Raw genomic sequence first — 26,753 nt, 5'->3', positions numbered from 1 at the left:
GGCTGAGGGCGCCATGCCGTACGAACCACCGACCCACACCGTCGAGCGCTCCCTCCGCGCCACGACCGGAGCGAAGATCATTGCCGGTGTCGACGAGGTGGGCCGCGGTGCGTGGGCCGGCCCTGTCACCGTCTGCGCCGCCGTCACGGGACTGCGCCGTCCGCCGGAAGGGCTCACCGACTCCAAGCTGCTGACCGTCAAGCGGCGTACCGCGCTCGCCGCGGAGTTGGAGAAGTGGGTGACGTCGTACGCCCTGGGGCATGCCTCTCCGGAGGAGATCGACGACCTGGGGATGACGGCCGCGCTGCGACTGGCGGCCGTGCGTGCACTGGAAGCGCTGCCGGTCCGTCCCGACGCGGTGATCCTCGACGGGAAGCACGACTATCTCGGTGCTCCCTGGCAGGTCCGTACGGTGATCAAGGGCGATCAGTCCTGCGTCGCCGTCGCGGCGGCTTCGGTGATCGCCAAGGTTCAGCGCGACAAAATGATGGCCGAACTGGGCATCGACCATGCAGACTTCGGTTTTGCGGCCAATGCCGGGTACCCGTCGCCGGTCCACAAGGCCGCGCTGGAGGAGCGGGGCCCCACCCCGTACCACCGGTTGTCGTGGGCGTATCTTGATGCGCTGCCCCAGTGGCGGCACCTCAAGAAGGTCCGCAGCTGGGCGAACGGAAACGTTCCGGAGATCGAGGGCCAGCTCGGCTTCGATTTCTGACGGTTCCGCTCGCACTCATGTGCCACCCGCCGACGCGAGTCGCACCGGCGTTTGATAGATATCAGCTCATGCCTCTCATTCCCGAGGAGCCTCAGATTCACGAGAGTGCCCAGGGTCCCCGCGCGACTCCGGCCAGTGGCCGCACCGCGCCGACCCCCCGTCCCGTACCCGGCCCCCGTCCCGCGGCTCCGCCGCGTCCCGGCCGTCCGGGTCCTGTCCGGCCGATGCCGGCCCAACGCACCCCGCGTGAGCCGGTCGCGGCCTCGCCGGGACCCTCCGCCCCGGCGGCCGCACCCGCTGCCGCCACCCCGCAGATCCAGCTGATCCCGGCTTCGGCCGAGGGAGCGCTGGACGCCGCCGAAGAAGCCGTCGACCTGCTGCTGGAGTCGGGCCGCGCCCCCGGTGAGGTGCTGGTGATCACCACCGGCGAACCGCACCCGTGGGCCGCGCACGAACTCTCCTTCGGCGAGGCCGCGTACTGGGCGCAGCACGACTCGGGCGACGACGTCTTCTACGCCGACGCCTCCGTGGCGGGCCGGGCCGCGTCCCGTCCCGTGGTCGTGGTCGCCGTCAACGGTGGTCCCGACACCGCCGCCGCCACCGCGCTGCCACTGGCCCTCGGCCGGGCCGGCGCCCTGCTGATCGTCTGCGGCGACCCGCAGCAGATCAACTCGGTGCTGGGCGCGGGGGTCTGAGCGGGTTCCGGACGCCGTCCGGGATCCGTTCGGGGGGACGCTGAGGGTGCCGCTGCGGCGGCACCTGCACGGCGGGCGTTTCGGCCTGCCTGTGGCGCGTCCCGTATCCCCGTACGAGGGGGGTGGCGCTTTGCCGCACGCCCCTCGCGTGTGTCGTGTGTCCGTCGCCTGTGCCGTACGTCTGTTGTACGGCCCTGGAGCGGGCCTTTGCGTGGCGGTGCCCCGTCCATCGCTGAACCACCGCTGGGTCATCTCACGCTTGCCTGCCCGGCTGCCCGGCTGCCCGGCTGCCCGGTGTGCGGTGGGCACGGCCGTGCGGTGGGATGCGTGGTCCGCGCTCTCCACCGGTTGGTTCAGCGACTCAGGGGCGGCGTTTCAGCGGGCGGCTGCCCGGCGCAGAACCTCCGACGCGACGCCTCCGGTGCGTGGCAGTGGCGGCAGCGCCTCGCCCGCGAAGAACTCCGGTGGTGAGTCCGTGTTGGGGCGGCGTCCACCGCGGCCCTCGCCGAGGACCTGCCAGCCGTCACGCGTCAGGGTGATGTAGGCCCCGCAGCGCAGCCCGTGGAGTGTGCAGGCGTCCCGCAACCCCCACATCCACGCCCCGTCCTCCTCCGTCCAACGCGCGTCGCCGTCACGGCAGTAGAGCAGCACCGCCGTACGCACCGGGGTGCGGCGCCGCAGGTCGTGCGGGATGACCCGGCGCAGCTGCGCGAGCAGCGCGTTGCGGAACATCCAGCCGTCGGCCGGAGCCGGACGCCGGATGAATGAGGCGCTCGCCGCCAGCCGCTCGTCCGGATCGAGGACAGCCACGACCGCGGTCGAGGGCCTGGGCCGGTGCCGGGCGTGCAGTCCGCTGACGACCTCTCGGGGATTGCGCAGCAGCGGAATCCCGGCGGAGGCCCACTCGGCGGGTTCGAGCATCCGGGTCAGCGGGTTGGTGGAAGCGGCGGACAGGTCGGCAGACGTCGACATGGATGCCGCCGAGGACGGAGCGAATCCGAAGGTCACGGTCCTCCCTTCGGCTACGCGCCCACACTGCGGGCGGGGTCGGACTTGGGGGAGCGCACGCCGCAGCAGAGCCCTACCGGACCACGGGCGAGCCGTGCGGGGAGCGGACCTCAATTCTTCCTGTCGAACTTGGTTGCGGCAACGAGCAATTGGGGCCACGGACCGTTTTCAGGCGATGCGTCGCCTATATCCCTGCCCAGTGTTTCGCCCAGCGATGCGTGAGTCACGCTTGCACGGCGAGGACCAGCGGCAACACCCCCTGCGCACCGGCTCGGCGAAGCATGCGCGCGGCCACGGCGAGTGTCCAGCCGGTCTCCGTCGCGTCATCCACGAGCAGTACGGGACCGCCCGCTTCTTTCAAAGCGGCGGCCAGTTCCGGCGGGACGGTCAGCGCCCCGTCGAGCGCCTTCAGCCGCTGGGCGCTGTTGCTCCGGGAAATCGGTGACGCCTCACCGACGTATTCCACGGACCCCAGCAGCGGCAGCCGACCGATCTCCGCGATCCGGGCACCGAGGGACTGGATCAGCTGCGGCCGCGTACGGGAAGCCACGGTCACCACGCCGACCGGGCGCGGCTGCGCGTCGGGCTGTCCCGAGGCCCAGCCGCCGGGTCCCTTCGCCCAGTCGGTCAGCACACCGACCACAGCCTTGGCGACATCGTCCGGTACGGGTCCGTCCGGGGCCTGGGGTGCGAGCATCGGTCGCAGCCGGTTGCCCCAGCCGATGTCCGAGAGTCGACCCAAAGCGCGCCCCGGAGCGGCCTGTTCGCCGGCCGGGATACGTCCCTTCAGCTCGATGCCGACCGCGGGCAACCCCGTCGGCCACATCTTCCGGGGCTCGACGTCGACGCCCGCGCGGCCGAGCTCGCCGTTGGCCGCGTCCAGTGCCGCGGGGGACACGGACGCCTCGAACCGCGCTCCCGCGCAGTTGTCGCAGCGCCCGCACGGCGCCGCCCCCTCGTCGTCCAGCTGCCGCCGCAGGAACTCCATCCGGCAGCCGGTCGTCGTGACGTAGTCCCGCATCGCCTGCTGCTCGGCCGCCCGCTGCTTGGCGACCCAGGCATAGCGCTCGGTGTCGTACGTCCACGGAGTGCCTGTGGAGATCCAGCCGCCCTTGACCCGGTGCACCGCCCCGTCCACGTCGAGCACCTTGAGCATGGTCTCCAGACGGGACCTGCGCAGCTCCACGAGCGGCTCGAGGGCGGGCAGCGAGAGCGGCCGGCCGGCCCCGGCCAGGGCGTCCAGAGTGCGGCGCACCTGCTCCTCCGGAGGGAAGGCGATCGATGCGAAGTACTCCCAGATCGCCTGGTCCTCCTTGCCCGGCAGGAGCAGCACCTCGGCGTGTTCCACACCGCGGCCCGCGCGCCCCACCTGCTGGTAGTACGCGATGGGGGAGGAGGGTGAGCCCAGGTGCACCACGAATCCGAGGTCGGGCTTGTCGAAGCCCATGCCCAGCGCGGACGTGGCGACCAGGGCCTTGACGCGGTTGGCGAGCAGGTCCTCCTCGGCCTGCTGGCGGTCCGCGTTCTCCGTCTTCCCTGTGTACGACGCCACCGTGTACCCGCTCTGGCGAAGGAACGCGGTGACCTCCTCGGCGGCGGCCACCGTGAGCGTATAGATGATGCCCGAGCCCGGCAGGTCGTTCAGGTGCTCGCCCAGCCAGGCCATCCGGTGGGCGGCGTCGGGCAGCCGCAGCACGCCGAGGCTCAGGCTCTCCCGGTCCAGCGGACCGCGCAGGACGAGCGCGTCCGTGCTGGCTCCGGTGCCCAGCTGCTCGGCCACGTCGGCCGTCACGCGCGCGTTGGCCGTCGCGGTGGTGGCGAGGACCGGGACGCCGGGCGGGAGGTCGGCGAGCATCGTGCGCAGCCGGCGGTAGTCCGGCCGGAAGTCGTGGCCCCAGTCGGAGATGCAGTGCGCTTCGTCGACCACGAGCAGGCCGGTCGCCGCGGCCAGCTTGGGGAGCACCTGGTCGCGGAAGTCGGGATTGTTGAGCCGCTCCGGGCTCACCAGGAGAACATCGACCTCGCCGGCGGCGACCTCGGCCTGGATCGTCTCCCACTCCTCCGTGTTGGAGGAGTTGATCGTCCGCGCGTGGATTCCGGCGCGGGCGGCCGCCTCCACCTGGTTGCGCATGAGCGCGAGCAGCGGTGAGACGATCACCGTGGGTCCGGCGCCCCGCTCACGCAGCAGCGCGGTCGCGACGAAGTACACCGCGGACTTGCCCCAGCCCGTGCGCTGAACGACCAGGGCTCTGCGCTTGTCGGCCACCAGCGCCTCGATGGCGCGCCACTGGTCCTCGCGCAGCCGGGCCTCGCCCGACCGGGCGCCGACGAGGCGGGCCAGTACGGCATCGGCCGCGGTACGCAGGTCTTCATCGACCGCGTCGCGCAGATTTTCGGTGGCCGTGGGTCGCGGGTCTTCGTTGGTCATGGCCCCATGCAACCCGATGGGTCGGACATCGCGCGAACGTGCCCGTCGAACTGTGGACATCTTCTGTCGTGGTCATGGTCGGAGTTATCCACAGGTCGAAGCGGAATTCTGTGATCCGCGGGATGGTCACGGCATGACGAATCACGACGAAGCGGCCGGCAGGTCCGGCGACGAAGACATCTGCGGGCTCGGCGGGCTCGGCGGGCATGACGGGCACGACATGTGCGGCGGAGGTGGGGAGCGCCACGGGCAGAGGAGGCCAGGCGGTCGGTCCGGGGACGAAGGGCACGAGCTGCCCGGCGGGCATTCCGGCCAGGGCGAGTACACCGCGTGCGCGGGGCACGGCGTCACCAGGACTCCCGGCACTCCCGGAGGCCCGGGAGTTCCCGGCGGCGAGCATCAGGTCACCCTGCGCACACCGGCCGAACTGGCCGACGCGCTGCCCTACTTGCTCGGGTACCGGCCCGAGGACAGCATCGTGCTGGTCGCCCTGCACGACCGGGAGCGGCGCGGCCGGTTCGGCGGCCGTGCGCGGCTCGGCATCCCCGCCCACGCGGAGGACTGGCCGTCCGTGGCCGAGCAGTTGGCGCAGGGCCTGGTGAAGGGAAGCGAGCGCAGAGGCTCCCGGCCCGAGAGCATGGTCGCGTACCTCTGCCAGGAACCGGGCAGCGGTGAATCGGGACGGGAGGTCATGGAGCGACTGCGCCCGCTCGCGCAGTTGCTGCGCACGGCATGCGGCCGCCTCGACGTCCCGGTGATCGAGGCGCTCTGCATCTCCGACGGTCGCTTCTGGTCGTACACCTGCCCGGGCCAGGGCTGCTGTCCGCCGGAGGGCGAGTCGATGGGGCTGCCCGGAACGTCCGTCCTGGCCGCCGCCGCGACCTATGCGGGCCTTCAAGTACGCGGATCCCTGCGGGAACTGACGGCCAGGCTCCTTCCCTGGGAGTCGGCGGCCGCGCAGGAGCAGGAGGTCGCGCTCGACATGGCGAGCATGGCTCTGGTCCCGAGGATCCTGGACGGCGAGAGTCGCGCGGAGGTGGCGGAGGAAGCCCTCGAACTGGCCCGGCGGATCATCGGACGCCTAGCCGACGCTCCACCCGTGTCCGGCACACGTCCGGCCGACCTGCGCGACGACGGACTCCTGGAACACGAGGAAGCCGCCACGCTGATCCTCGGCCTCCAGGACCGCACTACCCGTGACCGCGCCGCGGAGTGGATGGAAGGCGACGAGGCCGTCCCGGCCCTGCGCCTGTGGCGGGCCCTGTCCCGCCGCTGCGTCGGCCCCTACCGCGAGCACGCCGCCGCACCCCTCACGCTCGCCGGATGGGTCGCCTGGTCCACGGGGGACGAACTGGAGGCCCGAGAGGCCCTCGCCATGGCGCTCGGCGCCGATCCCGACTACCTCTTCGCTCGCCTCCTGCACCAAGCGTGCAACGAGGGCCTGGACCCGGAGTCCATCCGCCGCTGCCTGCGCGCGGAGCGCACCGGCCGTGCCCCGGAAGCGGAGGAGCCTGCCGGTCCCACGGCGCCGCTCACATCGGCTGAACCGACACCTGGTCCCCGGCTGCCCGGCGTCGCCACCCGGCGCCGACGCCGGCCGCGCCCGGCAGGGAACGGCGGAGTGCGTCCGAGCCGACGCGGCCCTGGGACACCGAGCGATCGCCGACGCAGGCCCGCCGATGAGGTCTCGCCCGCCGGGGACGGACCGGGGCGCGCGGCCGAGGGCACGAGCGGTCGGCCACGGGCGCGCCGGGACGGCGATCGGCAGGGTGCGGGGGAGGACGCGTGAGTGCCGGGACGGGGGTGGGGCGGGGCGGCTCGGGTTCGGCGAGCGGGTGCCCGGCGCTGGTGCGGGGACTCGCTCAGGGGTGGGCGAGTGGGGTGCCCTGGGGGAAGTGTTCGTCCAGGCGCGGCGTCGCGTGGCGGCTCGACTCCTACGGAGCCGCTGGGGACCGCTGCTCTCGCCGCGCGGAGGCTGGGCGCCGTTCCCGCCGCATCGACGGCGAACGGCACTTCCCTCCCGTGGATGCCAAGCGGCGCGTGCTTCCAAACGCCGGCGTCGGCTTCCGCGTGCGCACCGAGCGTCCGCCGAGCGGGCGCGTGGCATGCCCGCCACCCCACCGCCATTCGGTCGGCTTCCCCGGCCGAGGGCGTGACCCCGGGCGGGGCCGCTCCGTTCACCTGAGTGGCGGAACCCATGGCCGGGTCGCGCCGCCGCAACGCCCCCGACCCTACGGAGCCCCCCACCCGGCGCCGAGCGCGCTCAAGGCGCACCGAGCGCGGAGGAAGCTGCCTCATGCCCTTGCCCAACCCCTCCTCGGCCCCCGACGGCGACCTTCCGCCCTTGCGAAGGATCGCGCAGCCCGCCATGCGTCGGGGCGACCCGTCGGCCCCGATCGCGGGAAGGGACAGCGGCTCGGCCTCCTTCACGGGGGCGGGCGGTCCCGTGGCTCCCCAGGCGTCGCTTCCCATGTGGCGCCGGACCGTGGACCTGCCGCCCGCCCACACGGCCCTGATCTGTGTCGCCCTGCCAGGCCTGGCGATCTCCACGGAGCAGGGGCAGTTGACCGGCCGGGGGCTGGAGGGGTTTTACCGGGCGGGGCGGCGTATGCTCTCCCGCTGCCAGGTGAGTGTCGCGGGCCGGGAACCGCTCGCTGTGCAGGCCCGGATGGTGGCGGCCGACCAAGCCCGCTTCGTGGGGACGCTGCGCGCATCCCCCGACGCCGGCCCGGATCCGGACGTGCTCGTCGAACGGACCCGGTACGCGGACGGCACCGAGCGGATCACCCTGCAGAGCGCGGCCCCTCGTACCCTCCACCTGCCCGTCGAGGTCGCCCTCGGTACGGATCTCGCGGAACTCGGCTCGGTAGCCTCGGGCCGAGCCGGGCCCGAACTGCCCGCCATTGTCCACGACTCCGGCCTGCGGTGGTCCTGCGCCACGGGGCACTCGGCCGTCACCGCCGACCCGCCGCCCACCGACGCCCTGGCCTCCGCGGGACTGCTCCGCTGGGAGCTCGAACTGCCGCCGGGCGGCACCCGGAGCGTGGAGCTGCGCGTACGGCCGGACGGTGCGGGACCCATCAGAGCGGCGGGACGCGGCGCGGCGAGCCCGTTCGCCCCGGCCCGGGCGGCGGGCGACGACCCGAGGGTCCGGCCACTCCTGCGTACCTGTGTGGAGGACCTCCAGGCGCTGCTGCTGCGCGACCCGCGGTACCCGTCCGACCCGCATCTCGCGGCGGGGGCTCCCTGGCGGTGCGGCCTGGCACCGGCGGAGGCGCTTGTCGCGGCACGGATGACGTTGCCGCTTGGTACCCGCCTCGCTGCGGGCACCCTGCGAACTCTCGCCCGCACCCAACTCGCCGGACCGGGAGCGCGGTCCGGTCTGATTCCCGGCCCGCGCCGGGACGGGGGGCCGCATCTGCCACCGGGCTGCACCGCGACCGAGGCGACCCTGCTCTTCCCCGTGCTCCTCGCGGAGGCCCGGCGCTGGGGACTGGCGCAGCAGGAGGTCGAGGAGCTGCTGCCCACGGCCGAGCGGTGCCTCACCTGGCTGCGGACCACCGTCGGCGACGGCAACTATCTGCCCGACCCACACCCCGGCGGGCCGCTGCGCTGCGAGACACAGGCGCACGCCCACCGGGCGGCACTCCTGGGCGCGGATCTGCTCGACGCGCACGGTCGGCCAGGTGGCGCGGGGCTGCGGCAGTGGGCCCAAGAGCTGCGCACGGCGTTCCGCGACGACTTCTGGGTCGAAGACCGGGCAGGCGGCAGACCGGCGGCCGCCCGCGCCCCGGACGGGCGCCTCGTGCCGTACCTCGGATCGGGCACCGCCCACCTCCTCGACACCGGTCTGCTCGGGTCCGGGGTACTGGCCCCCGGTCTGCTCGACAAAGTGCAGACCGAGCAGCTCGCGCGGCTGCTCGGCGGTCCGGCCTTGGATTCGGGCTGGGGGTTGCGCAGCCTGGGGGCCAAGGAGGCGGCGTACAGCCCGTTCGGCCACCGTGGTGGTGCCGTGCGTGTCCAGGAGACGGCGATCGCCGTCGCGGGGCTGGCCGCCGCGGGCTACGAGAAGGAGGCGAGCTCGCTGCTGCGGGGCGTACTGGCGGCGGCCGAGGCCTTCGGGCACAGGCTGCCGGAGATGTACGCGGGGGAGCAGCGCACGGAAGGGAGCGCCCCGCTGCCCCATCCCGCTGCCTGCCGACCGGCGGCCACGGCAGCGGCCGCCGGGGTGCTGCTGCTCACCTCCCTGGCCGGGATCCGCCCCGACGCCCCGGCCGGAACGGTGACGCTGCGTCCGGTCCGCAGTGCGCCGCTGGGGGAGATCGGGCTGACGGGACTGCGGATCTCGGGTGCCCCCTTCTCCGTACGCGTCAGCAGGCTCGGCCTCGCCATGGTCGAGGAGGCCGCCGACGGACTGCAGTTGGGGGTGTGACCTTGCGGGGAGCGTCCATGGACGGCGCCCCATAGCAGCCCGTGGGCGCCGTATCGGACGGACGTGGATCAACCGTGGATGCGGCTGACGAAGGGAGTGTTTATCGTCAGGCAGACGACTATGATCGCGGCATGCCCTACGACCCGTCGGCCTTTCCGCCCTTTGCCGTGACCGTGGACCTGGTCGTGCTGACCGTGCGCCGCCATGCCCTGTGCGCGCTGGCGGTACGGAGGGGCGAGCAGCCGTTCCAAGGGCGGTGGGCGCTCCCCGGCGGCTTCGTGCGGCCCGACGAGGATCTGGGCCAGGCGGCGGCGCGCGAGCTGGTCGAGGAGACCGGGCTGTGCGCCCACGACCCGTCCGCGCCCGCACAGGACAACGGCGCGCACCTGGAGCAGCTGGCGACATACGGCGACCCCAAGCGCGACCCTCGGATGCGCGTCGTCAGCGTTGCCCACCTCGCACTTGCTCCTGATCTGCCGGCGCCCCGGGCCGGCGGCGACGCCAACAGCGCGCGCTGGGCGCCTGTCGAGGAGCTGTTGCAGCAGGGCGGCTACGGGCGCGACGGGGAACAGGCGGCACCTCTGGCCTTCGATCACGCGCAGATCCTCTCGGACGGCGTCGAGCGCGCCCGGTCCAAGATCGAGTACTCGTCGCTGGCCACCGCCTTCTGCCCGACCGAGTTCACTGTCGGTGAGCTGCGCCGTGTGTACGAGGCGGTGTGGGGCGTGGCGCTCGACCCACGCAACTTCCATCGCAAAGTGACGGGCACGCCGGGCTTCCTGGTGCCCACGGGCGGTACGACCACGCGCCAGGGCGGTCGCCCCGCCCAGCTCTTCCGCGCGGGCGGTGCCACGCTGCTCAACCCGCCGATGCTGCGCCCCGAGGTCTGACCAGGGCGGGGGAGGCGGGAACCGGCGGTGAGGGCCGGGGTGTGCTCGCAGGAGGTGTGAGGCCTGCCGAGGCGAGCCTCAAGGTGCCCGGAAAACCGGAAATGTCGCGCTATCTTGCTGAGAGTGATCCAGGCCATCGGACTGACCAGCAACCCTCGCAAGGAGCTTCCGCCCGCCGTCGACGACGTGTCCTTCGAGGCGCGTGCGGGCCGTGTCACGGCGGTCCTCGGAGCGCCGGGCGCAGGCAAGACGACGGCGCTGAAGCTCATGCTCGAACTTCAACAAGGTCGCGGAATCACCTACTTCAGAGGCCGCCCGCTGCATCGGATCGCCCATCCGTCGCGTGAGGTCGGCGTGCTTCTGGGCGAGGTGCCCGGCCATCCGGCGCGGACGGTCCGCGGCCAGCTCCGGATGCTGTGCGCCGCCGCAGGCGTGCCCGTGCGACGCGCGGACGAAGTGCTCGAAGTGGTCGGGCTCGTCAGCCTTCGGGACGAACGCCTGGGCACGCTCTCGCGCGGCATGGACCGACGCCTGGGCCTGGCGTGCGCACTCCTGTCCGACCCGCACACCCTTGTCCTCGACGCCCCCGCCGACACACTCGACGCCCGTGAAGGGCGCTGGCTGCACGGAATTCTGCGCGCGCACGCCGCCCAGGGCGGCACCGTGCTGTTCACCACGGACGACCCCAAAGAGGCCGCGCGAACCGCCGACCAGGTCGTCACGCTGGAGGAAGGCAGGCTCGTCGCCGACCAGGAGGCCGCGGACTTCGCGCGTACCCGGCTCCGCCCCCGGGTCGCCGTCCGCAGCCCGCACGCCGTCCGGCTCAGCGCCCTGCTGACCAAGGAGGCCCGCACCGCACAGCGCTCCGTCGAGGTCGTACGTGAGGAGGGCAACCGGCTCTCGGTGTACGGCAGCACCTGCGCCGACGTCGGCGAGACCGCCTTCCGGCACGGCATCCTCGTGCACCAACTCGCCGACGAGATCGGCGATATGGGGCCGGTCTCAACGCCGTCCGGCGAGGGGGACGCCCCTGAGGCCGGCGAGCCGCGCCAGGCCGAGACGCTGGCCGCGAACGCCCTGCCTCCGCTGCCGCCGCCCATCGCCGTACGACAAGCCCCGAGCCCGCTGCGTCCCCTGCGCTACGAACTGCGGCGCGCCGCCGGAGTCGGCACCGGCTATCTCACTGCGGCCGCCGTTCTCGTCACCTCGGCCCTCCTGTCCGTACTCCTGGCCAGAATCGGTCACACGCCACAGCCGCGCCTCCTGGCCGCGTGGCCACGGGAACTTCCCTTGCCACCCGCCGCGCTCGGCGCGGGACTGCTCGGCGCCATCGCCTTCGGCGAAGAGTTCCGCCACCCCGCCCTGGCCGCGGACCGCGGTACCGTCCCCCGCCGGCTGGGACTGCTCGCCGCCAAACTCCTCGTCGCCTCGACGACCGCGCTGATGCTGGCCTTCCTCACCCTGGGATGCGACCTCGAAGTGCTCTACCTCGTCTACGGACGGGAGCTCACCGACGTTCCCTCGGACTGGCTTTCGCTGGGCGCCAGTTGGATCGGTCTCGTGGTGGGCTGCTCCTGGGCGGGTGTGCTGGCCGCAGGCATCTTCCGGTCCACGACCGCCGGGCTCGCCGCGGTGCTCGCGGTGCCGATCGTCGTCGTACCGCTCGTACAAAAGGCCTTGGCGGGGCCGTCTGTGCGGACCGCGGCAGGGTTCCCCTGGAGGCTGCGCGAGCTGGTGCTGATGCAGTGGCCGTTCGGAGGTGAGCGCTATCTGGCGGCCGGGGTGCGGGTGCTCGCCCAACCCGTGGGCGGTGCGCTGATGTTGTCGCTGACCGCCCTGCTCTGCGCATATCTGCTCACGACCCTGCGGAGCAGGGTCCGATGACGACCGTCCGCGCCCTTCCGTTTCCGCTGTGCGCACAACTCCCCGAAGAACGCCCATTTCTTTCCGATAAGGCGTCAATTGCGACGGGGTGAGCGATCACCCTTTCGTGTGCTTTTCACCAAAGACCTCAAGGGAGTTGGAGCCAGCGCCGACAAAGGATCCGTGAGTACCCTTGCGCAGACCATGATGACCGCCGCCCGCTCCGCAGACTCCGGCCTGGCCGGCCCGGGCGAACTCGACCGCTACCCGTATGCCGAGGCTCCTGGCGCCGACCGTGTGGGCGTCCCCGCGTGGGAGAGCGCGGACCCGGAGCTGGGCCGTGTGGGCCGACGCGCCGCGGGCAGCCGCGGACGCGGGCTGCACGGCCAACTCGTCCAGCAGCTGGGCCAGATGATCGTCTCCGGTGACCTGGGCGCGGACCGCCCGCTCGTCCCCGAGGAGATCGGCCAGCGGTTCGAGGTCTCCCGCACCGTCGTGCGCGAGTCGCTTCGCGTCCTGGAGGCGAAAGGACTGGTCAGCGCCCGCCCGAACGTCGGCACGCGCGTGCGCCCCGTCAGTGACTGGAACCTCCTCGACCCGGACATCATCGAGTGGCGGGCCTTCGGCCCCCAGCGCGACGACCAGCGACGCGAGCTGAGCGAGCTGCGCTGGACCATCGAGCCGCTTGCCGCGCGCCTCGCGGCCGGGCATGGGCGCGAAGAGGTCCAGCAGCGGCTCGCCGACATGGTCGAGATCATGGGCCACGCCATGGCGCAGGGTGACTCGCTCACCTTCTCGCGGGCCGACGCCGAGTTCCACTCGCTGCTCATCCAGCTCGCGGGCAACCGGATGCTGGAGCATCTCTCCGGGATCGTGTCGGCCGCGCTCCAGGTCTCCGGCGGCCCCGTCACAGGCTGTGACCGGCCGAACGACGCCTCCATCGCGCACCACGCCCGCATCGTCGACGCCCTTGCCGCGGCCGATGGGGCCGGGGCCGAGGCGGCCATGCGGCAACTGCTTACCGTCCACCCCGAGGTGGAGCGCGTGGTGCCCGCGCCGCGCGAGCACTGACCGCGCACCGAGGGCGGCGCGGTCGGGGGCGTGTGTCCTCTCCTGGCATCGCTTGGCCGGCGAACCATCGCCCGTCGGACCCCGTCGGATCCTTCTGGGACCTGGCGGGGTCCGGCGGTGCGAAGGGGCGGTGAGTCTGTCGGCTGCGGCGATGAGTCCGCCGGCTGACCTCCTCTGACCGTATCTGGCCGCTTTTGAGCGCTTACGGGGTGTGACTCGGGCCACGCAGATTGGGCGTAACGCTCTTCGGAACAGCGCGATGACCTAAGAGGTGACAGCCGAGGAGGGAATACGGACGCCGTTTGCGGCGCTGTGCATCTTCCCGGCCCCCGCCCGCGCCGTCGGCCCATCCCCAAGTCGGCGGTCGTCGGTTCCTGTCCACAATGGATAGGGCCGGAAGCCGTTTTCCAACGTTCCGAGAGGTTGTTCGTGTCGGCCAGCACATCCCGTACGCTCCCGCCGGAGATCGCCGAGTCCGTCTCTGTCATGGCGCTCATCGAGCGGGGAAAGGCTGAGGGGCAGATCGCCGGCGATGACGTGCGTCGGGCCTTCGAAGCTGACCAGATTCCGGCCACTCAGTGGAAGAACGTACTGCGCAGCCTCAACCAGATCCTCGAGGAAGAGGGTGTGACGCTGATGGTCAGTGCCGCGGAGCCCAAGCGCACCCGAAAGAGCGTCGCAGCGAAGAGTCCGGCCAAGCGCACCGCCACCAAGACGGTGGCGGCCAAGACGGTGACCACCAAGAAGGCCACCGCCACCGCCGCGTCGGCAGCGCCCGTCGCCGGTGATCCGGCTGAGGACGCGTCCACGACGTCCGCCGCCAAGAAGACGACCGCCAAGAAGGCCGTCGCGAAGAAGACGGTCGCCAAGAAGACGGCGGCCAAGAAGACCACCGCCAAGAAGGACGACGCAGAGCTCGTCGACGACGAGGCCGCCGAGGAGATCCCGGGCGCCGGTAAGCCCGGCGAAGAGGAGGAGGAAGGGGCCGAGAACAAGGGCTTCGTCCTCTCCGACGACGACGAGGACGACGCGCCTGCCCAGCAGGTGGCCGTGGCAGGCGCCACCGCCGACCCCGTCAAGGACTACCTCAAGCAGATCGGTAAGGTCCCCCTCCTCAACGCCGAGCAGGAGGTCGAGCTCGCCAAGCGCATCGAGGCCGGTCTGTTCGCCGAGGACAAGCTGGCCAACGCCGACAAGCTCGCCCCCAAGCTCAAGCGCGAGCTGGAGATCATCGCCGAGGACGGCCGCCGCGCCAAGAACCACCTCCTGGAGGCCAACCTCCGTCTGGTGGTCTCTCTGGCCAAGCGCTACACCGGCCGCGGCATGCTCTTCCTGGACCTCATCCAGGAGGGCAACCTCGGTCTGATCCGCGCGGTCGAGAAGTTCGACTACACCAAGGGCTACAAGTTCTCCACGTACGCCACCTGGTGGATTCGTCAGGCGATTACCCGCGCCATGGCCGACCAGGCCCGCACCATCCGTATCCCGGTGCACATGGTCGAGGTCATCAACAAGCTCGCGCGTGTGCAGCGCCAGATGCTCCAGGACCTGGGCCGCGAGCCCACCCCGGAGGAGCTGGCCAAGGAACTCGACATGACCCCGGAGAAGGTCATCGAGGTCCAGAAGTACGGCCGCGAGCCCATCTCGCTGCACACCCCGCTGGGCGAGGACGGTGACAGCGAGTTCGGTGACCTCATCGAGGACTCCGAGGCCGTCGTCCCGGCCGACGCGGTCAGCTTCACGCTCCTCCAGGAGCAGCTGCACTCCGTTCTCGACACCCTGTCCGAGCGTGAGGCGGGCGTCGTCTCGATGCGCTTCGGTCTCACCGACGGTCAGCCGAAGACCCTCGACGAGATCGGCAAGGTGTACGGCGTGACGCGTGAGCGGATCCGCCAGATCGAGTCCAAGACGATGTCGAAGCTGCGTCACCCGTCGCGTTCCCAGGTGCTGCGCGACTACCTCGACTAGGTCTCGCCGTCCGTCGCTGAGGGCCCGACTCCCGAAGGGGAGCCGGGCCCTCAGCGCGTGTGCGGAGTGCGTGCCCGCGCGTAGTGGATCACTCTGGGTGTTCCATGACCATCCCGGAGTGAGGAGCGCGCATGCGCCGTCCCTTTGCCTCAGTGCTGGCCCTCGCGGCCGCCGCAGCCGTGATACCGCTGGCGTCCCCCGCTCCGGCGGCGACCGACAGCGTCGTCATCGGCGGCTACCCGATCGATATCTCCGAGAGCCCGTGGACGGTGGCGCTGTCCAGCCGTGACCGGTTCGGGGGTACGCGCGCGGGACAGTTCTGCGGAGGAGTGGTGATCGGCCCGTCCACGGTCCTGACCGCGGCCCACTGCCTGGGCACGGACGTCCTGGGGGCGCCGCCGCGCGAAGTACGTGACCTGAAGGTCATCGCGGGCCGCGGGGACCTGCTGTCGAGCGACGGCAAGGAGATCCCGGTGCGCGACGTCTGGGTCAACCCGGATTACGACGGCTATACGAACGCCGGGGACTTCGGTGTGCTCACGCTCACCGCCCCGCTTCCCGAGAGCTCGGTCATCCGTATGGCGCCCTCCGGAGACCCCGCGTACAAGCCGGATACGGCCGCCGTGGTCTATGGCTGGGGTGATACGACCGGTGGTGGCGACTACGCCCACGGTCTGCGGGCCGCGCGCGTGAACGTGCTCCCTGATGCCGCCTGTGAGCGGGCCTATCCGGGCACCGCGGACGGCGCATATGCTCCGGCGTCCATGCTGTGCGCCGGAGAGGTCGCGGGCGGGCGTGACGCCTGTCAGGGGGACAGCGGCGGGCCGCTGGTCGCCCAGGGGCGGCTCATCGGCCTGGTGTCCTGGGGAAGCGGCTGTGGGCGCGCCGGGAGCCCAGGGGTCTACACGCGAGTCTCGGACGTGGTCCGGAAGCTCGGTGGGGGCCGCTGAGGACGATGGACGCGGTACCAGTGCGTGTGTGTCGCTGAGCGCCACGGGCGATGCGGTACGCGTACGGGGGTGCCGCTGAGTACGACGGACGATGCGGTATGCGTACGGGCGGCCACTCCCTGTGTCCAGGGAGTGGCCGCCCGCTCACCGGCCTGATGCCGGCACTCGCTCGTCGTTGATGCGAAGTGTCAGCGTTCTTCTTCGTCGTTGACGCTTGCCGGAACGGACGTCAGTCGCTCCGTCTCGTCCTGTATCTCAGCGGCGATCTTCTTGAGTTCCGGCTCGAACTTGCGACCGTGGTGGGCGCAGAAGAGCAGTTCTCCGCCGCTCAGGAGGACGACGCGCAGATATGCCTGGGCGCCGCAACGGTCGCAGCGGTCAGCGGCCGTCAGCGGGCTCGCGGGGGTCAGAACAGTAGTCACGTCGCCTCTTCTCTAGCTCGACGAGCTGTCGTACCAGGGTCAACATCCAACCAGGCCGAAAACGTTCCCGCTCGTGGCTTTTCCTCGAAAATTTCTCTCCGGGGCGGCTGTCTGCTGCCGGGTGGCGGCGAATGAGCCGTATTTCGTGTCTTCGTGTCTTACGGGTTCGCGCAGTCTGTCAGGGTCAGTCCTCCCGGCTGGGTTGCCGGTTGTTCATGAGGACGTGCCCGGAGCCTAAATGGTTCATGCCTCGAAGGGAACGTGATATGTACTTCACTCCATCGAGGGATCGAACACCCATGCGACTCTGGACTAGTCTGAGTTCATGCGAGGGTGGCGTTACAACGGCTCTACCAGGCCTCGGTACCCTCTGAGCGGCGACCGAAGCCGGGCCCTTACCCAAAAGGGTCCCACCTGAAATTCAGCGAGGAGCGAACCGCGTGACCGCCGAGACGTCCGTGCCGTCCACAGCGCTGCTGACCGGAGCAGACCGGGACGGTTCCAACTACACCGCGCGGCACCTGCTCGTCCTCGAGGGGCTCGAGGCCGTGCGCAAGCGCCCGGGTATGTACATCGGGTCGACCGACAGCCGCGGTCTGATGCACTGCCTGTGGGAGATCATCGACAACTCCGTGGACGAGGCCCTCGGGGGCTACTGCGACCACATCGAGGTCATCCTGCACGACGACGCCTCTGTGGAGGTGCGGGACAACGGCCGTGGCATCCCGGTCGACGTGGAGCCCAAGACGGGCATGTCCGGCGTCGAGGTCGTGATGACCAAGCTGCATGCCGGCGGCAAGTTCGGCGGCGGCTCGTACGCGGCCTCCGGCGGTCTGCATGGCGTGGGCGCCTCCGTGGTGAACGCGCTCTCCGCCCGCCTGGACGTCGAGGTGGACCGCAGCGGCAACACCCACGCGGTGAGCTTCCGGCGCGGCACCCCGGGAGCGTTCAAGGCGGACGGTCCCGACGCCGCCTTCGACGCGACGAGCGGGCTGCGCAAGCTCAAGCGGATCCCCAAGACCCGCACCGGTACGCGCGTGCGCTACTGGGCCGACCGTCAGATCTTCCTCAAGGACGCCAAGCTCTCCCTGGAGAACTTGCACCAGCGCGCCCGCCAGACCGCGTTCCTGGTGCCGGGCCTGACCATCGTCGTCCGCGACGAGTACGGCCTCGGTGAGGGTGGCAGCAAGGGCGAGGAGTCCTTCCGCTTCGACGGCGGCATCAGTGAGTTCTGCGAGTACCTGGCCACCGACAAGCCCGTCTGCGACGTCCTCCGCTTCTCCGGGCAGGGCACCTTCAAGGAGACGGTCCCGGTCCTCGACGCCCACGGGCAGATGACGCCGACCGAGGTCACGCGTGAGCTCGGCGTCGATGTCGCGATGCGGTGGGGCACCGGCTACGACACGACCCTCAGGTCGTTCGTGAACATCATCGCCACGCCCAAGGGCGGAACCCATGTCGCCGGCTTCGAGCAGGCCGTCACGAAGACCGTCAACGAGGTGCTGCGGGCGAAGAAGCTGCTCCGTGTCGCCGAGGACGACATCGTCAAGGACGACGCGCTGGAAGGCCTGACGGTTGTCGTCACCGTGCGCCTCGCCGAGCCGCAGTTCGAGGGGCAGACCAAGGAGGTGCTCGGTACCTCGGCGGCCCGCCGCATCGTGACCAACGTGGTGTCCAAGGAGCTCAAGGCGTTCCTGACCACTACGAAGAGGGACGCCGCCGCGCAGGCCCGGGTCGTCCTCGAGAAGGCCGTCGCCGCCGCCCGCACGCGGATCGCCGCCCGCCAGCACAAGGACGCGCAGCGCCGGAAGACCGCCCTTGAGTCCTCCTCGCTGCCCGCCAAGCTCGCCGACTGCCGCAGCGACGACGTCGAGCGCAGCGAGCTGTTCATTGTCGAGGGCGACTCCGCGCTCGGTACGGCCAAGCTCGCCCGGAACTCCGAGTTCCAGGCGCTGCTGCCGATCCGCGGCAAGATCCTCAACGTTCAGAAGGCGTCCGTGACGGACATGCTGAAGAACGCCGAGTGCGGCGCGATCATCCAGGTCATAGGAGCCGGGTCCGGGCGGACCTTCGACATCGACGCGGCGCGTTACGGGAAGATCATTCTTCTCGTCGACGCCGATGTCGACGGTGCGCACATCCGGATTCTGCTGCTGACGCTGTTCCAGCGGTACATGCGGCCGATGGTCGAGGCGGGGCGGGTGTTCGCGGCGGTGCCGCCGCTGCATCGCATCGAGCTCAGCCAGCCGAAGAAGGGCCAGGACAAGTACGTCTACACGTACTCGGACCGTGAGCTGCGCGAGACCCTGCTGGAGCTGCAGCGCAAGAACGTGCGGTACAAGGACTCGATCCAGCGCTACAAGGGTCTGGGCGAGATGGACGCCGATCAGCTGGCCGAGACGACGATGGATCCGCGCTATCGGACTCTGCGTCGGATCAACATCTCCGACCTGGAGGCGTCCGAGCAGGTGTTCGACCTGCTGATGGGGAACGATGTGGCGCCGCGGAAGGAGTTCATCTCCAGCTCGGCGGCGACGTTGGATCGGTCGCGGATCGACGCGTAGGGGTTGTGGCGGGGCGCGTTGTGCCGGTGGGCGGGGCCGGGCCGGTACATCGCAACCCCGTCGCCGGTGGGCATTGTTGTCTGCCGCCATGGCGGGACTGGTCCATATCCACGTAAGCGACGGGCTGGCGATGTACCGGCCCGGCCCCTTCCGGGCGTGGGCGGCTACGGGTGCGTCTCGCAGCCCCCGGCCCGCCCTTGATCTTTTGTCTTTACGCCTTTTGTCTTCAGGGGCGCGAGGAACTGCGCGAGTAACCCCCACCGACCCGCAGCCGACTGTTAGGGGCCGCGGGGAACGGTGCATTCATTGAGGGGGGTCTGGGGGCGCAGCCCCCAGGGATGGGACGGGGTAGGGGCGGCGGGGGCGAAGACCGCTGCGGTCGCCCGCCACGGCGCTCCACCCGTGGGTGGAGAGTCGTGGCGGTCAGGGATCCACCCACGATCCACCCCGGCTCCGATCTGCTGACCAGCCATTTTCCGTAGCGTCGAAGGCGTCGACAGCTCCCGCTGCCGAAACCGCTCTTCCTCGCTCACGGAGGCCGTGATGTCCGGGCTCGTCAATGCTTTGGTGATCTGCGCCGTTGTCGTGCTGGTGATCGCGCGCCAGTTCCGCACCCGCAGGATCGGCACGGACAGGCGCTGGTGGATCGTGCCCGCCGTCCTGGTCGTAGTGGCGCTGCGCGAGCCCGGATTGATAGACCCCCACCATCACGCGGAGGCGTTGCTCCTGCTCGGTGCGGAGGTGTTCATAGGACTGGTCACCGGGGCCGGCTGGGCGTGGACCACGCGGATATGGACGGCGCCGGACGGCTCGGTGTGGAGCAAGAGCACCAAGGCCAGCGTGGCCGTCTGGATCGTGGGCATAGGCCTGCGTGTGGGCCTGTTCGGCATCGGCGCCCTGTTCGGCGTGCACCAGCACTCCTCGGCTCTGCTGCTCGCTCTCGCGGCCACCCTGCTGGTCCGCTCCGGCCTCCTGGTCTGGCGTACGCAGTCCCTGCTCCCGGCGAACGGACAGAGCCCGGCGTACGGTGACGGCCTGGCTCAGGCCTCGTGGAAGGAGCGCGTGTGACGGAGAACGCGTGGAAGCGCTGGCCCTCCCGCGAGGCCCTCTCCCGGGGGGGAGTGCCCAGGGCGCGGCGCGCGCTTGCCTGGACGGTGCGCGCCATAGCCCTCGGCACTCTCATCGCGACCACCTTCACGGACAGAGACCTTGACGGCTGGGGTACCGCGGCGGGCGTTGCCGGAGTCGTCCTCTGCGCGGCTCTCGCGTGGGCCTTCTGGCGGACCACGCTCGCGCACCGTCTGTTGCCCTCCTTGGGGTTGCTCGCTCTGCTGCTGGCGATTGCGACGGTGGGGCAGGGTGTCGGCTTCCGGGTACCGGCTCTCGTCCTGTGGTGCGGGTGCGCAGTCAGCGCCATCGAGCGGCTGCCTCTCGCGGCGGCGCTGCCTGCCACCTCCGTGGCGCTGAGTGCGTACGCGGCGGTCAACGATGACGTGTGGCTGACCACCGCGGCCACCACCGCGGGGCTCGTCCTGGCCGGGTATGTGCTGCGCCTCGACGCGGAGGCGCGGGGGAGCGCGCAGCGGCTCCTGGCGCAGGAGCGCGCCGCGCGCGCGGCCGAGGCGGAGTCGGCGGCGCTGGCGGAGCGCGCCAGGATAGCGAGGGAGATCCACGATGTGCTGGCCCACAGCCTCTCGGCGCAGCTCGTGCACCTGGAGGCGGCCCGGCTGCTCATCGAGCGGGGCGCGGACCGGGACACGATCCTTGAACGGGTCGTGGCGGCACGGGGGATGGCCCGCGAGGGGCTCGCGGAGACCCGGCAGGCGCTCTCCGCGCTGCGAGGCGAGATGTCTCCGCTGGAGGACTTCCTCAGCGAACTCGTCGCCACGGCCGACGGCGCCGACGTCACCGTTACGGGCGAACGCCGGCTGCTGCGCGCCGAGGCCTCGCAGGCGGTGCGCAGAGTCGCGCAGGAGGCCCTGACGAACGTGCGCAAGCACGCTCCGGGCGCCAAGGTCCATGTACGGCTGGACTACGGAGTGCACGAAGTGACGCTGGACGTACGGGACTCGGGCGGGACGCCGGGCGAGCTCAGCGGCTCGGGAGCCGGGTACGGTCTGCTGGGCATGCGGGAGCGTGCCGAGCTGCTGGGTGGCTCGTTGGAGGCCGGGCCGGACGAGGAGGGGTTCGTGGTGACGCTGAAGGTGCCCGTATGACGCAGGCGGAGCAGGCGGGCAGGAAGCCGGCGCGGGTCGTGGTGGCGGACGACCAGACCGTGGTGCGTGAGGGCATTGTGATGCTGCTGGGTCTGCTGCCCGGGATCGAGGTCGTCGGAGCGGCCGGGGACGGGAACGAGGCCGTGGCGCTTGTCGCCGAACTCGCCCCGGACGTCGTGCTGATGGATCTGCGGATGCCCCGCTGTGACGGTGTCGAGGCGACCCGGCGCATCCGTACCGCGCACCCTGGGACGCAGGTCGTCGTGCTCACGACGTACGCGGACGACGAGTCGCTGTTTCCCGCGCTCAGAGCGGGGGCTCGCGGCTATCTCACCAAGGACGCGGGAGGCGACGAGATCGTACGGGCGGTGGAGAGCGTGCTGTCCGGGGATGCGGGGCTCTCGCCGAGCATCCAGCGGCGGCTGCTGGAGCGGCTGTCGGAGCCGGAACCCGAACCGGTCCTGCCTCCGGAGGTGCCGGACGGGCTCACCGCGCGCGAGACCGAGGTGCTTCTGCTGATCGCGGAGGGGCTCAGCAACCAGGAGATCGCCCGCAAGCTGCATGTCTCCACGGCCACCGTGAAGACCCACATCAACAACCTCTTCGCCAAGACCGGGCTGAAGGACCGTGCTCAAGCGGTCCGTTACGCCTATGGGAAGGGTCTCGTACGGCCACCGGCGGGCTGAGTCACCTGATGGGGTGAAGAGCACGGAGAGAAGAGTCCGGGATCTTCCCGATCTGCCCATCCTTGGGCACGTGGCCGAAACGGGCCGCGGACAAGGAGAGTTCGGTGGAGAAGCACGACGGCGGCGACACCGGGGAGGTCCGGTTCGACGACCCCTGGTACGACGCGCTCGCCTCCGGCTGGGGTGAGTTGGACGGCACGGGTGCGCCCGCCCCCGCCGTGCCGGCCGCGCGCTCGGAGCACGAAGGGCGGGCGGGCGGGGCGGCCGACGTGTATCTGGAGGTGCAGCGCAGCGCGGCCTTCCAGGAAGTGCGCAGCCGCTACCGGAGGTTTGTGGTCCCGGGCGTCGCCGTGTTCTTCACCTGGTACGTGGGCTATGTGGTGACCGCGACGACGGCGCCGGGGTTCATGGCCCGGCCCGTGGCAGGCGCTGTGAACGTGGCGCTGCTCGCGGGGCTCGGGCAGTTCCTCACGACATTCCTGTTCACCTGGGCGTATGCGCGGCATGCGCGGCTGCGCAGGGACCGGGCCGCGCTCGATCTGCGCTGGGACACGCAGGAGCTGACGCGGAATGTCAGAGGTGGTGAGCGGTGACCGGCAACCATCAGACGCTGGCGTTGCTGCTGTTCAGCGCGTTTGTGGCGGTGACGCTGGCGATCACGACGTGGGTGAGCCGTGACCGCCATGGCTCGGCGGAGGAGTTCTATGCCGGCGGGCGGCTGTTCTCTCCGATGGAGAATGGTTTTGCCATCTCCGGCGACTACATGTCGGCGGCTTCCTTCCTGGGCGTCACGGGGCTCATCTCGCTCTACGGGTACGACGGGATGCTGTACGTCGTGGGATTTCTCGTCGCCTGGCTCGTGGTGCTGTTCCTGGTGGCCGAACTGGTGCGCAACTGCGGGCGGTTCACGCTCGCGGACGTGGTCGCGGCCCGGATGAGCGAGCGGCCGGTGCGGATCGCGGTGGGAACTTCCTCGGTGACCGTGTCCGTTCTGTATCTGGTGGCGCAGATGGTCGGAGCGGGCAGCCTGGTCGCGCTGCTTCTCGGGGGTACGAGCGAGGCCGCGCGGAACTGGACGGTGATCGGCGTCGGCGCGCTCATGGTGATCTATGTGTCGCTGGGAGGGATGCGGGCCACCACGTGGATTCAGATCGTCAAGGCCGTCCTGCTGCTGGGCGGGGCCATCACCCTGACCGTGCTCGTCCTGGTGCGATTCCACGGGGACATCAACCAGTTGCTGCGTTCGGCGGCGCAGCGCAGTGGACACGGCGCGGCGTTCCTGGCGCCCGGGCTGAAGTACGGCGGGGGCTGGACGGCGCGCTTCGACTTCATGAGCCTGGGGCTCGCGCTGGTGCTCGGCACGGCAGGGCTGCCGCACATCCTGTCCCGGTTCTACACCGTGCCGACCGCGCGGGCCGCGCGCCGCTCGGTGGTCTGGGCGGTCGGGCTCATCGGGGGCTTCTACCTGATGACGATCGTGCTGGGCTTCGGCGCGGCCGCAATCGTCGGCCCGGACGCGGTGCGCGGGTCGAACGCGGCGGGGAACACTGCGGTTCCCCTGCTCGCGCTCGATCTGGGCGGCGGTGCCAATTCCACGGGAGGAACGGTTCTCTTTGCGATCGTCGCCGCCATCGCCTTCGCCACCATCCTGGCGGTCGTCGCCGGAATCACCCTCGCGTCCTCGGCGTCCGTGGCCCATGACCTGTACGCGTCGCTGCGCCGTCGGCACGCGAAGCCGCGCAGCGAGGTGGCCGTGGCGCGGGCGGCGGCCGTCGGGATCGGTGTCGTCGCGATCGCCCTCGGGCTGCTGGCCCGCGATCTCAACGTGGCCTTCCTGGTCGGCCTCGCCTTCGCGGTCGCCGCGTCAGCGAACCTGCCGGTGCTGCTGTACTCGCTGTTCTGGCGGTCCTTCACGACGCGAGGCGCGGTGTGGGCCGTATACGGCGGCCTGGTGCCCGCGCTGGGGCTCGTGCTGCTGTCCCCGGTGGTGTCGGGGAGCCCCGAATCGTTGTTTCCGAGCGTGGACTTCCAGTACTTCCCGTTGCAGAACCCGGGGCTCGTCTCGATCCCCCTGGGCTTCCTCGCGGGCTGGCTCGGCACCGTCACCTCGGCGGAGCCGCCGGACGAGGCCAAGCACGCCGAGACCGAGGTGCGCGCGCTTACCGGGGCCGGGGCGGTCTGAGCGGTCCAGGGGCGCCTCCAGGGGGCGTACGGAGCCGGCAGGGGCCGCGCCCCATCGACGTACGCCATGGATCTCTAGGGCGCCACCCACGCGTACCGATGCTCCGGACGCCCCGTGTCCCCGTACTTGAGCGAGAGGCGCAGGCGTCCGGCCTGTTCGAGGTGGCGCAGATAGCGTTGGGCGGTGGATCGGCTCAGACCGGTCTCGGCGGCCACCTCGTGGGCCGACAGCGGGTGGCTCGCGCGGTGCAGTACATCGCAGATGAGGTCCGTGGTCGGCTCCGAGTGACCGCTGGGCAGTCCCGGTGAGGAGGGCGCAGGCGTGGTCCGCAGGGCGCCGAAGATCCGGTCGACCTGCTCCTGACCGGCCACGCCGCGGCCGCCCACCCGGTCGACGGTGCGGCGCAGGGCGGCGTACGAGTCGAGGCGGGTGCGCAGGGCGGCGAAGGTGAACGGCTTGACCAGATAGTGCAGGGCGCCCAGGCGCATCGCCGTCTGCACGGTGGCCACGTCACTGGCCGCGGTGATCATGATGACATCGGTGCCATGGCCGCGTTCGCGCATCCGATGGACGAGTTCGAGGCCCGTCTGGTCGGGCAGATAGTGGTCGAGCAGCACCAGGTCGATGGGCGCGCGCTCGACGGCGGCCAGGGCCTGGGCAGCACTGTGTGCGCGGGCGGCCACCCGGAAGCCGGGAACCTTCCCCACGTACTTCGCGTTGATCTCAGCGACGCGGAAGTCGTCGTCCACGACCAGGACGTCAATCATCGGGCCTCTTTCCCTCAAGGCCTGGCGAGCGTTAAGCCCGTGTTTCGGCTCCGCTGTTTGTAGCGCGAGCAAAACGAGCACAACAGGCTGTTGCAGGCAAAAGAACTCCATGCGCTCAGAAGACTGCTCCTGTGGCCCGGGCCACATCTACGGTCCCGGGCCATGAGCGCAGACACCAGCCCCGCCATCGAGCTGCGGGGCGCGAGCAAGATCTTCAAGACCCCGTCAGGGGGTCTGCACACGGCGGTCAGGGAGCTGGACCTGACCATCGGCCGTGGCGAGTTCGTGGCCGTCGTCGGCCCCACCGGCTGCGGAAAGTCGACCACGCTGACCCTGGTGAGCGGTCTCGAAGAGCCCACCGAGGGCGAGGTCCTGGTCGCCGGCGAGCCGGTCGCCGGCGTCGGCGACAAGGTCGGCTTCGTCTTCCAGCAGGACGCCACCTTCCCCTGGCGTACGGTCCTGTCGAATGTGATGGCGGGCCCCCGCTTCCGCGGCGTGCCCAAGGCGGAGGCCAAGCGGAAGGCCCGTGAATGGCTTGCCCGAGTCGGGCTCGCGGCCTTCGAGGACCGCTATCCGCACCAGCTCTCCGGCGGCCAGCGCAAGCGTGTCGCCCTCGCCGCGACCTTCGTCAACGACCCCGAGATCCTGCTGATGGACGAGCCCTTCTCGGCGCTCGACGTACAGACCAGGGCCCTGATGTCGGACGAGCTGCTCGAACTGTGGGAGGGCACGGGCGCCTCGGTCGTCTTCGTCACCCACGACCTGGAGGAATCCATCGCGCTCGCCGACAGAGTCGTCGTGATGACCGCGGGACCCGCCACGGTGAAGCAGGTCTTCGACATCGATCTGCCGCGGCCGCGCAAGGTCGAATCGGTGCGCCTGGAGCCGCGGTTCATCGAGATCTACCGCGAGATCTGGGAATCGCTCGGCGAAGAGGTCCGCATCACCCGCGAGAGGGGTGCGGCCAATGTCGCCTGACATCATGCCCGAGGCCGTTGTCGCCCTGACAATGACCGAGCCCGGCAACAAGGGGCGCGCACACTCCCGCGCCCGTGCCGCACGCAAACGCAAGGCCATCGTCGCCGCCGCCCGCGCACTGCTCCTGGTCGCCGTGCTCGGCCTGTGGGAGGTGTGCGCGCGGGCCAAGGTCATCGATCCGTTCAACTTCTCGATGCCGTCGAAGATCTGGGACCAGATCTACACCTGGGTGATGCACGGGACCGCGCTCGGATCCTTGGGGGAGCAGGTCTGGTACACCCTCCACGAAGCGTTGCTCGGCTGGGTCATCGGTGTGATCGCCGGTGTGGTCTTCGGTATCGCGCTGGGGCGGATCGCCTTCCTCGCCGATGTCTTTGGTCCATACATCAAGGTGCTCAACTCCATACCGAGGATCGTCCTGGCACCCATCTTCGTGATCTGGTTCGGGCTCGGCCCCGCCTCCAAGGTCGCGTCCGCCGTGGTGCTCGTCTTCTTCCCGGTCTTCTTCAACGCCTTCCAGGGCGCCCGGGAGGTCGACCGCAACCTCGTGGCCAACGCCCGGATCCTCGGCGCGAGCGACCGCAGGGTGACGCTTCAGGTCGTCATTCCGTCCGCCACTTCGTGGATCTTCACCAGCCTCCACGTCAGCTTCGGCTTCGCGCTCATCGGCGCCATCGTCGGCGAGTACATCGGTGCCACCAAGGGCATCGGCCTGCTCGTCGCGCAGTCGCAGGGCACCTTCAACGCGGCCGGTGTGTACGCCGCGATGGTCATCCTCGCGGTCGTCGCCCTGCTGGCCGAGGGACTGCTGACCTTCGCCGAGCGCCGCATCTTCCGGTGGAAGCCGTCGGACTCCGACCGCTGACCCCGTCGTACGCACCAACTCCTCTCTTCCACCAGCTCACAAGGACGTGACCC

General features: G+C 70.7%; 21 protein-coding genes. 17 read left to right on the top strand and 4 right to left on the bottom strand.

Translation table 11 applies throughout. The features are described 5' to 3' along the window. Positions 1–13 precede the first annotated feature (13 nt). Positions 14–715, top strand: coding sequence for a ribonuclease HII (locus tag OIC96_RS12565; RefSeq protein WP_330307743.1), 702 nt, complete (start codon positions 14–16; stop codon positions 713–715). A gap of 68 nt (positions 716–783) precedes the next feature. Further along, positions 784–1,410, top strand: a complete 627-nt coding sequence (locus tag OIC96_RS12560) for a hypothetical protein (protein ID WP_330307744.1) — start codon at positions 784–786, stop codon at positions 1,408–1,410. Positions 1,411–1,785: 375 nt separating this feature from the next. Here the strand turns inward: OIC96_RS12560 and OIC96_RS12555 are convergent, their stop codons facing one another. Together OIC96_RS12555 and OIC96_RS12550 are read right to left on the bottom strand one after the other, a co-directional pair. Then, positions 1,786–2,418: a hypothetical protein gene (locus tag OIC96_RS12555; RefSeq protein WP_330307745.1), complete on the bottom strand. Its 633-nt coding sequence runs from the start codon at positions 2,416–2,418 to the stop codon at positions 1,786–1,788. Positions 2,419–2,641: 223 nt separating this feature from the next. Further along, positions 2,642–4,846, bottom strand: coding sequence for a RecQ family ATP-dependent DNA helicase (locus OIC96_RS12550; protein WP_330307746.1), 2,205 nt, complete (start codon positions 4,844–4,846; stop codon positions 2,642–2,644). A gap of 133 nt (positions 4,847–4,979) precedes the next feature. On the opposite strand from OIC96_RS12550, the gene OIC96_RS12545 reads away from it, so the two are divergent. The 7 genes from OIC96_RS12545 to OIC96_RS12515 all read left to right on the top strand — a co-directional run bounded on the left by OIC96_RS12545 (position 4,980) and on the right by OIC96_RS12515 (position 16,020). Next, positions 4,980–6,635, top strand: coding sequence for a DUF4192 domain-containing protein (locus OIC96_RS12545; protein ID WP_330307747.1), 1,656 nt, complete (start codon positions 4,980–4,982; stop codon positions 6,633–6,635). 681 nt (positions 6,636–7,316) lie between these two features. Then, on the top strand, positions 7,317–9,278 hold the full coding sequence (locus OIC96_RS12540; protein ID WP_330310315.1) for a glycogen debranching N-terminal domain-containing protein: 1,962 nt from the start codon (positions 7,317–7,319) through the stop codon (positions 9,276–9,278). Between the two features lie 131 nt (positions 9,279–9,409). Then, the gene (locus OIC96_RS12535) at positions 9,410–10,168 is read left to right on the top strand and encodes an NUDIX hydrolase (protein ID WP_327432220.1); all 759 of its coding nucleotides are present in this window, start codon (positions 9,410–9,412) and stop codon (positions 10,166–10,168) included. Between the two features lie 123 nt (positions 10,169–10,291). Continuing rightward, positions 10,292–12,052, top strand: coding sequence for an ABC transporter ATP-binding protein (locus tag OIC96_RS12530; RefSeq protein ID WP_330307748.1), 1,761 nt, complete (start codon positions 10,292–10,294; stop codon positions 12,050–12,052). A 162-nt stretch (positions 12,053–12,214) separates the two neighbouring features. Further along, positions 12,215–13,102: a FadR/GntR family transcriptional regulator gene (locus tag OIC96_RS12525; protein WP_330307749.1), complete on the top strand. Its 888-nt coding sequence runs from the start codon at positions 12,215–12,217 to the stop codon at positions 13,100–13,102. A 429-nt stretch (positions 13,103–13,531) separates the two neighbouring features. Further along, positions 13,532–15,070 carry an RNA polymerase sigma factor gene (locus tag OIC96_RS12520; RefSeq protein ID WP_330307750.1) on the top strand — a complete coding sequence of 513 codons (1,539 nt, stop codon included), beginning with the start codon at positions 13,532–13,534 and terminating at the stop codon, positions 15,068–15,070. A gap of 131 nt (positions 15,071–15,201) precedes the next feature. Continuing rightward, on the top strand, positions 15,202–16,020 hold the full coding sequence (locus OIC96_RS12515) for a S1 family serine peptidase (protein WP_330307751.1): 819 nt from the start codon (positions 15,202–15,204) through the stop codon (positions 16,018–16,020). A 188-nt stretch (positions 16,021–16,208) separates the two neighbouring features. On the opposite strand, the gene OIC96_RS12510 is transcribed toward OIC96_RS12515, so the two are convergent. Continuing rightward, on the bottom strand, positions 16,209–16,442 hold the full coding sequence (locus OIC96_RS12510; RefSeq protein ID WP_330307752.1) for a DUF7455 domain-containing protein: 234 nt from the start codon (positions 16,440–16,442) through the stop codon (positions 16,209–16,211). Between the two features lie 440 nt (positions 16,443–16,882). Here OIC96_RS12510 and OIC96_RS12505 point away from each other — a divergent pair, with 440 nt between their 5' ends. The 6 genes from OIC96_RS12505 (at position 16,883) to OIC96_RS12480 (ending at position 24,090) form a co-directional block, all read left to right on the top strand. Next, positions 16,883–19,006, top strand: coding sequence for a DNA gyrase/topoisomerase IV subunit B (locus OIC96_RS12505; protein ID WP_330307753.1), 2,124 nt, complete (start codon positions 16,883–16,885; stop codon positions 19,004–19,006). A 543-nt stretch (positions 19,007–19,549) separates the two neighbouring features. Continuing rightward, a complete protein-coding gene (locus tag OIC96_RS12500; RefSeq protein ID WP_330307754.1) occupies positions 19,550–20,074 on the top strand; it encodes a DUF1453 domain-containing protein in 525 nt (174 codons plus the stop codon). Continuing rightward, positions 20,071–21,222 carry a sensor histidine kinase gene (locus OIC96_RS12495; protein ID WP_330307755.1) on the top strand — a complete coding sequence of 384 codons (1,152 nt, stop codon included), beginning with the start codon at positions 20,071–20,073 and terminating at the stop codon, positions 21,220–21,222. The genes OIC96_RS12500 and OIC96_RS12495 overlap by 4 nt, the downstream gene beginning before the upstream one ends. After that, entirely contained in the window at positions 21,219–21,908 is a 690-nt protein-coding gene (locus OIC96_RS12490) for a response regulator transcription factor (protein ID WP_330307756.1), read from the top strand. Before OIC96_RS12495 ends, OIC96_RS12490 begins: the two co-directional genes overlap by 4 nt. Positions 21,909–22,012: 104 nt before the next feature. Continuing rightward, positions 22,013–22,501: a DUF485 domain-containing protein gene (locus OIC96_RS12485; RefSeq protein ID WP_330307757.1), complete on the top strand. Its 489-nt coding sequence runs from the start codon at positions 22,013–22,015 to the stop codon at positions 22,499–22,501. Next, a complete protein-coding gene (locus OIC96_RS12480) occupies positions 22,498–24,090 on the top strand; it encodes a solute symporter family protein (RefSeq protein WP_330307758.1) in 1,593 nt (530 codons plus the stop codon). The genes OIC96_RS12485 and OIC96_RS12480 overlap by 4 nt, the downstream gene beginning before the upstream one ends. Before the next feature lie 74 nt (positions 24,091–24,164). Here OIC96_RS12480 and OIC96_RS12475 read toward each other — a convergent pair whose 3' ends face one another. After that, positions 24,165–24,857, bottom strand: a complete 693-nt coding sequence (locus OIC96_RS12475; protein ID WP_327432232.1) for a response regulator — start codon at positions 24,855–24,857, stop codon at positions 24,165–24,167. A gap of 162 nt (positions 24,858–25,019) precedes the next feature. On the opposite strand from OIC96_RS12475, the gene OIC96_RS12470 reads away from it, so the two are divergent. Both OIC96_RS12470 and OIC96_RS12465 read left to right on the top strand, forming a co-directional pair. Continuing rightward, positions 25,020–25,835, top strand: coding sequence for an ABC transporter ATP-binding protein (locus OIC96_RS12470; RefSeq protein WP_330307759.1), 816 nt, complete (start codon positions 25,020–25,022; stop codon positions 25,833–25,835). Then, positions 25,825–26,700, top strand: a complete 876-nt coding sequence (locus tag OIC96_RS12465) for an ABC transporter permease (protein WP_330307760.1) — start codon at positions 25,825–25,827, stop codon at positions 26,698–26,700. Before OIC96_RS12470 ends, OIC96_RS12465 begins: the two co-directional genes overlap by 11 nt. Positions 26,701–26,753 lie beyond the last annotated feature (53 nt).

The organism is Streptomyces sp. NBC_00775 (assembly GCF_036347135.1).
In the GTDB taxonomy this organism is placed as follows: Bacteria; Actinomycetota; Actinomycetes; order Streptomycetales; family Streptomycetaceae; genus Streptomyces; species Streptomyces lutosisoli.
The sequence above is the reverse complement of the archived record's forward strand: the minus strand, read 5'-3'. Positions and strand labels throughout refer to the sequence as shown.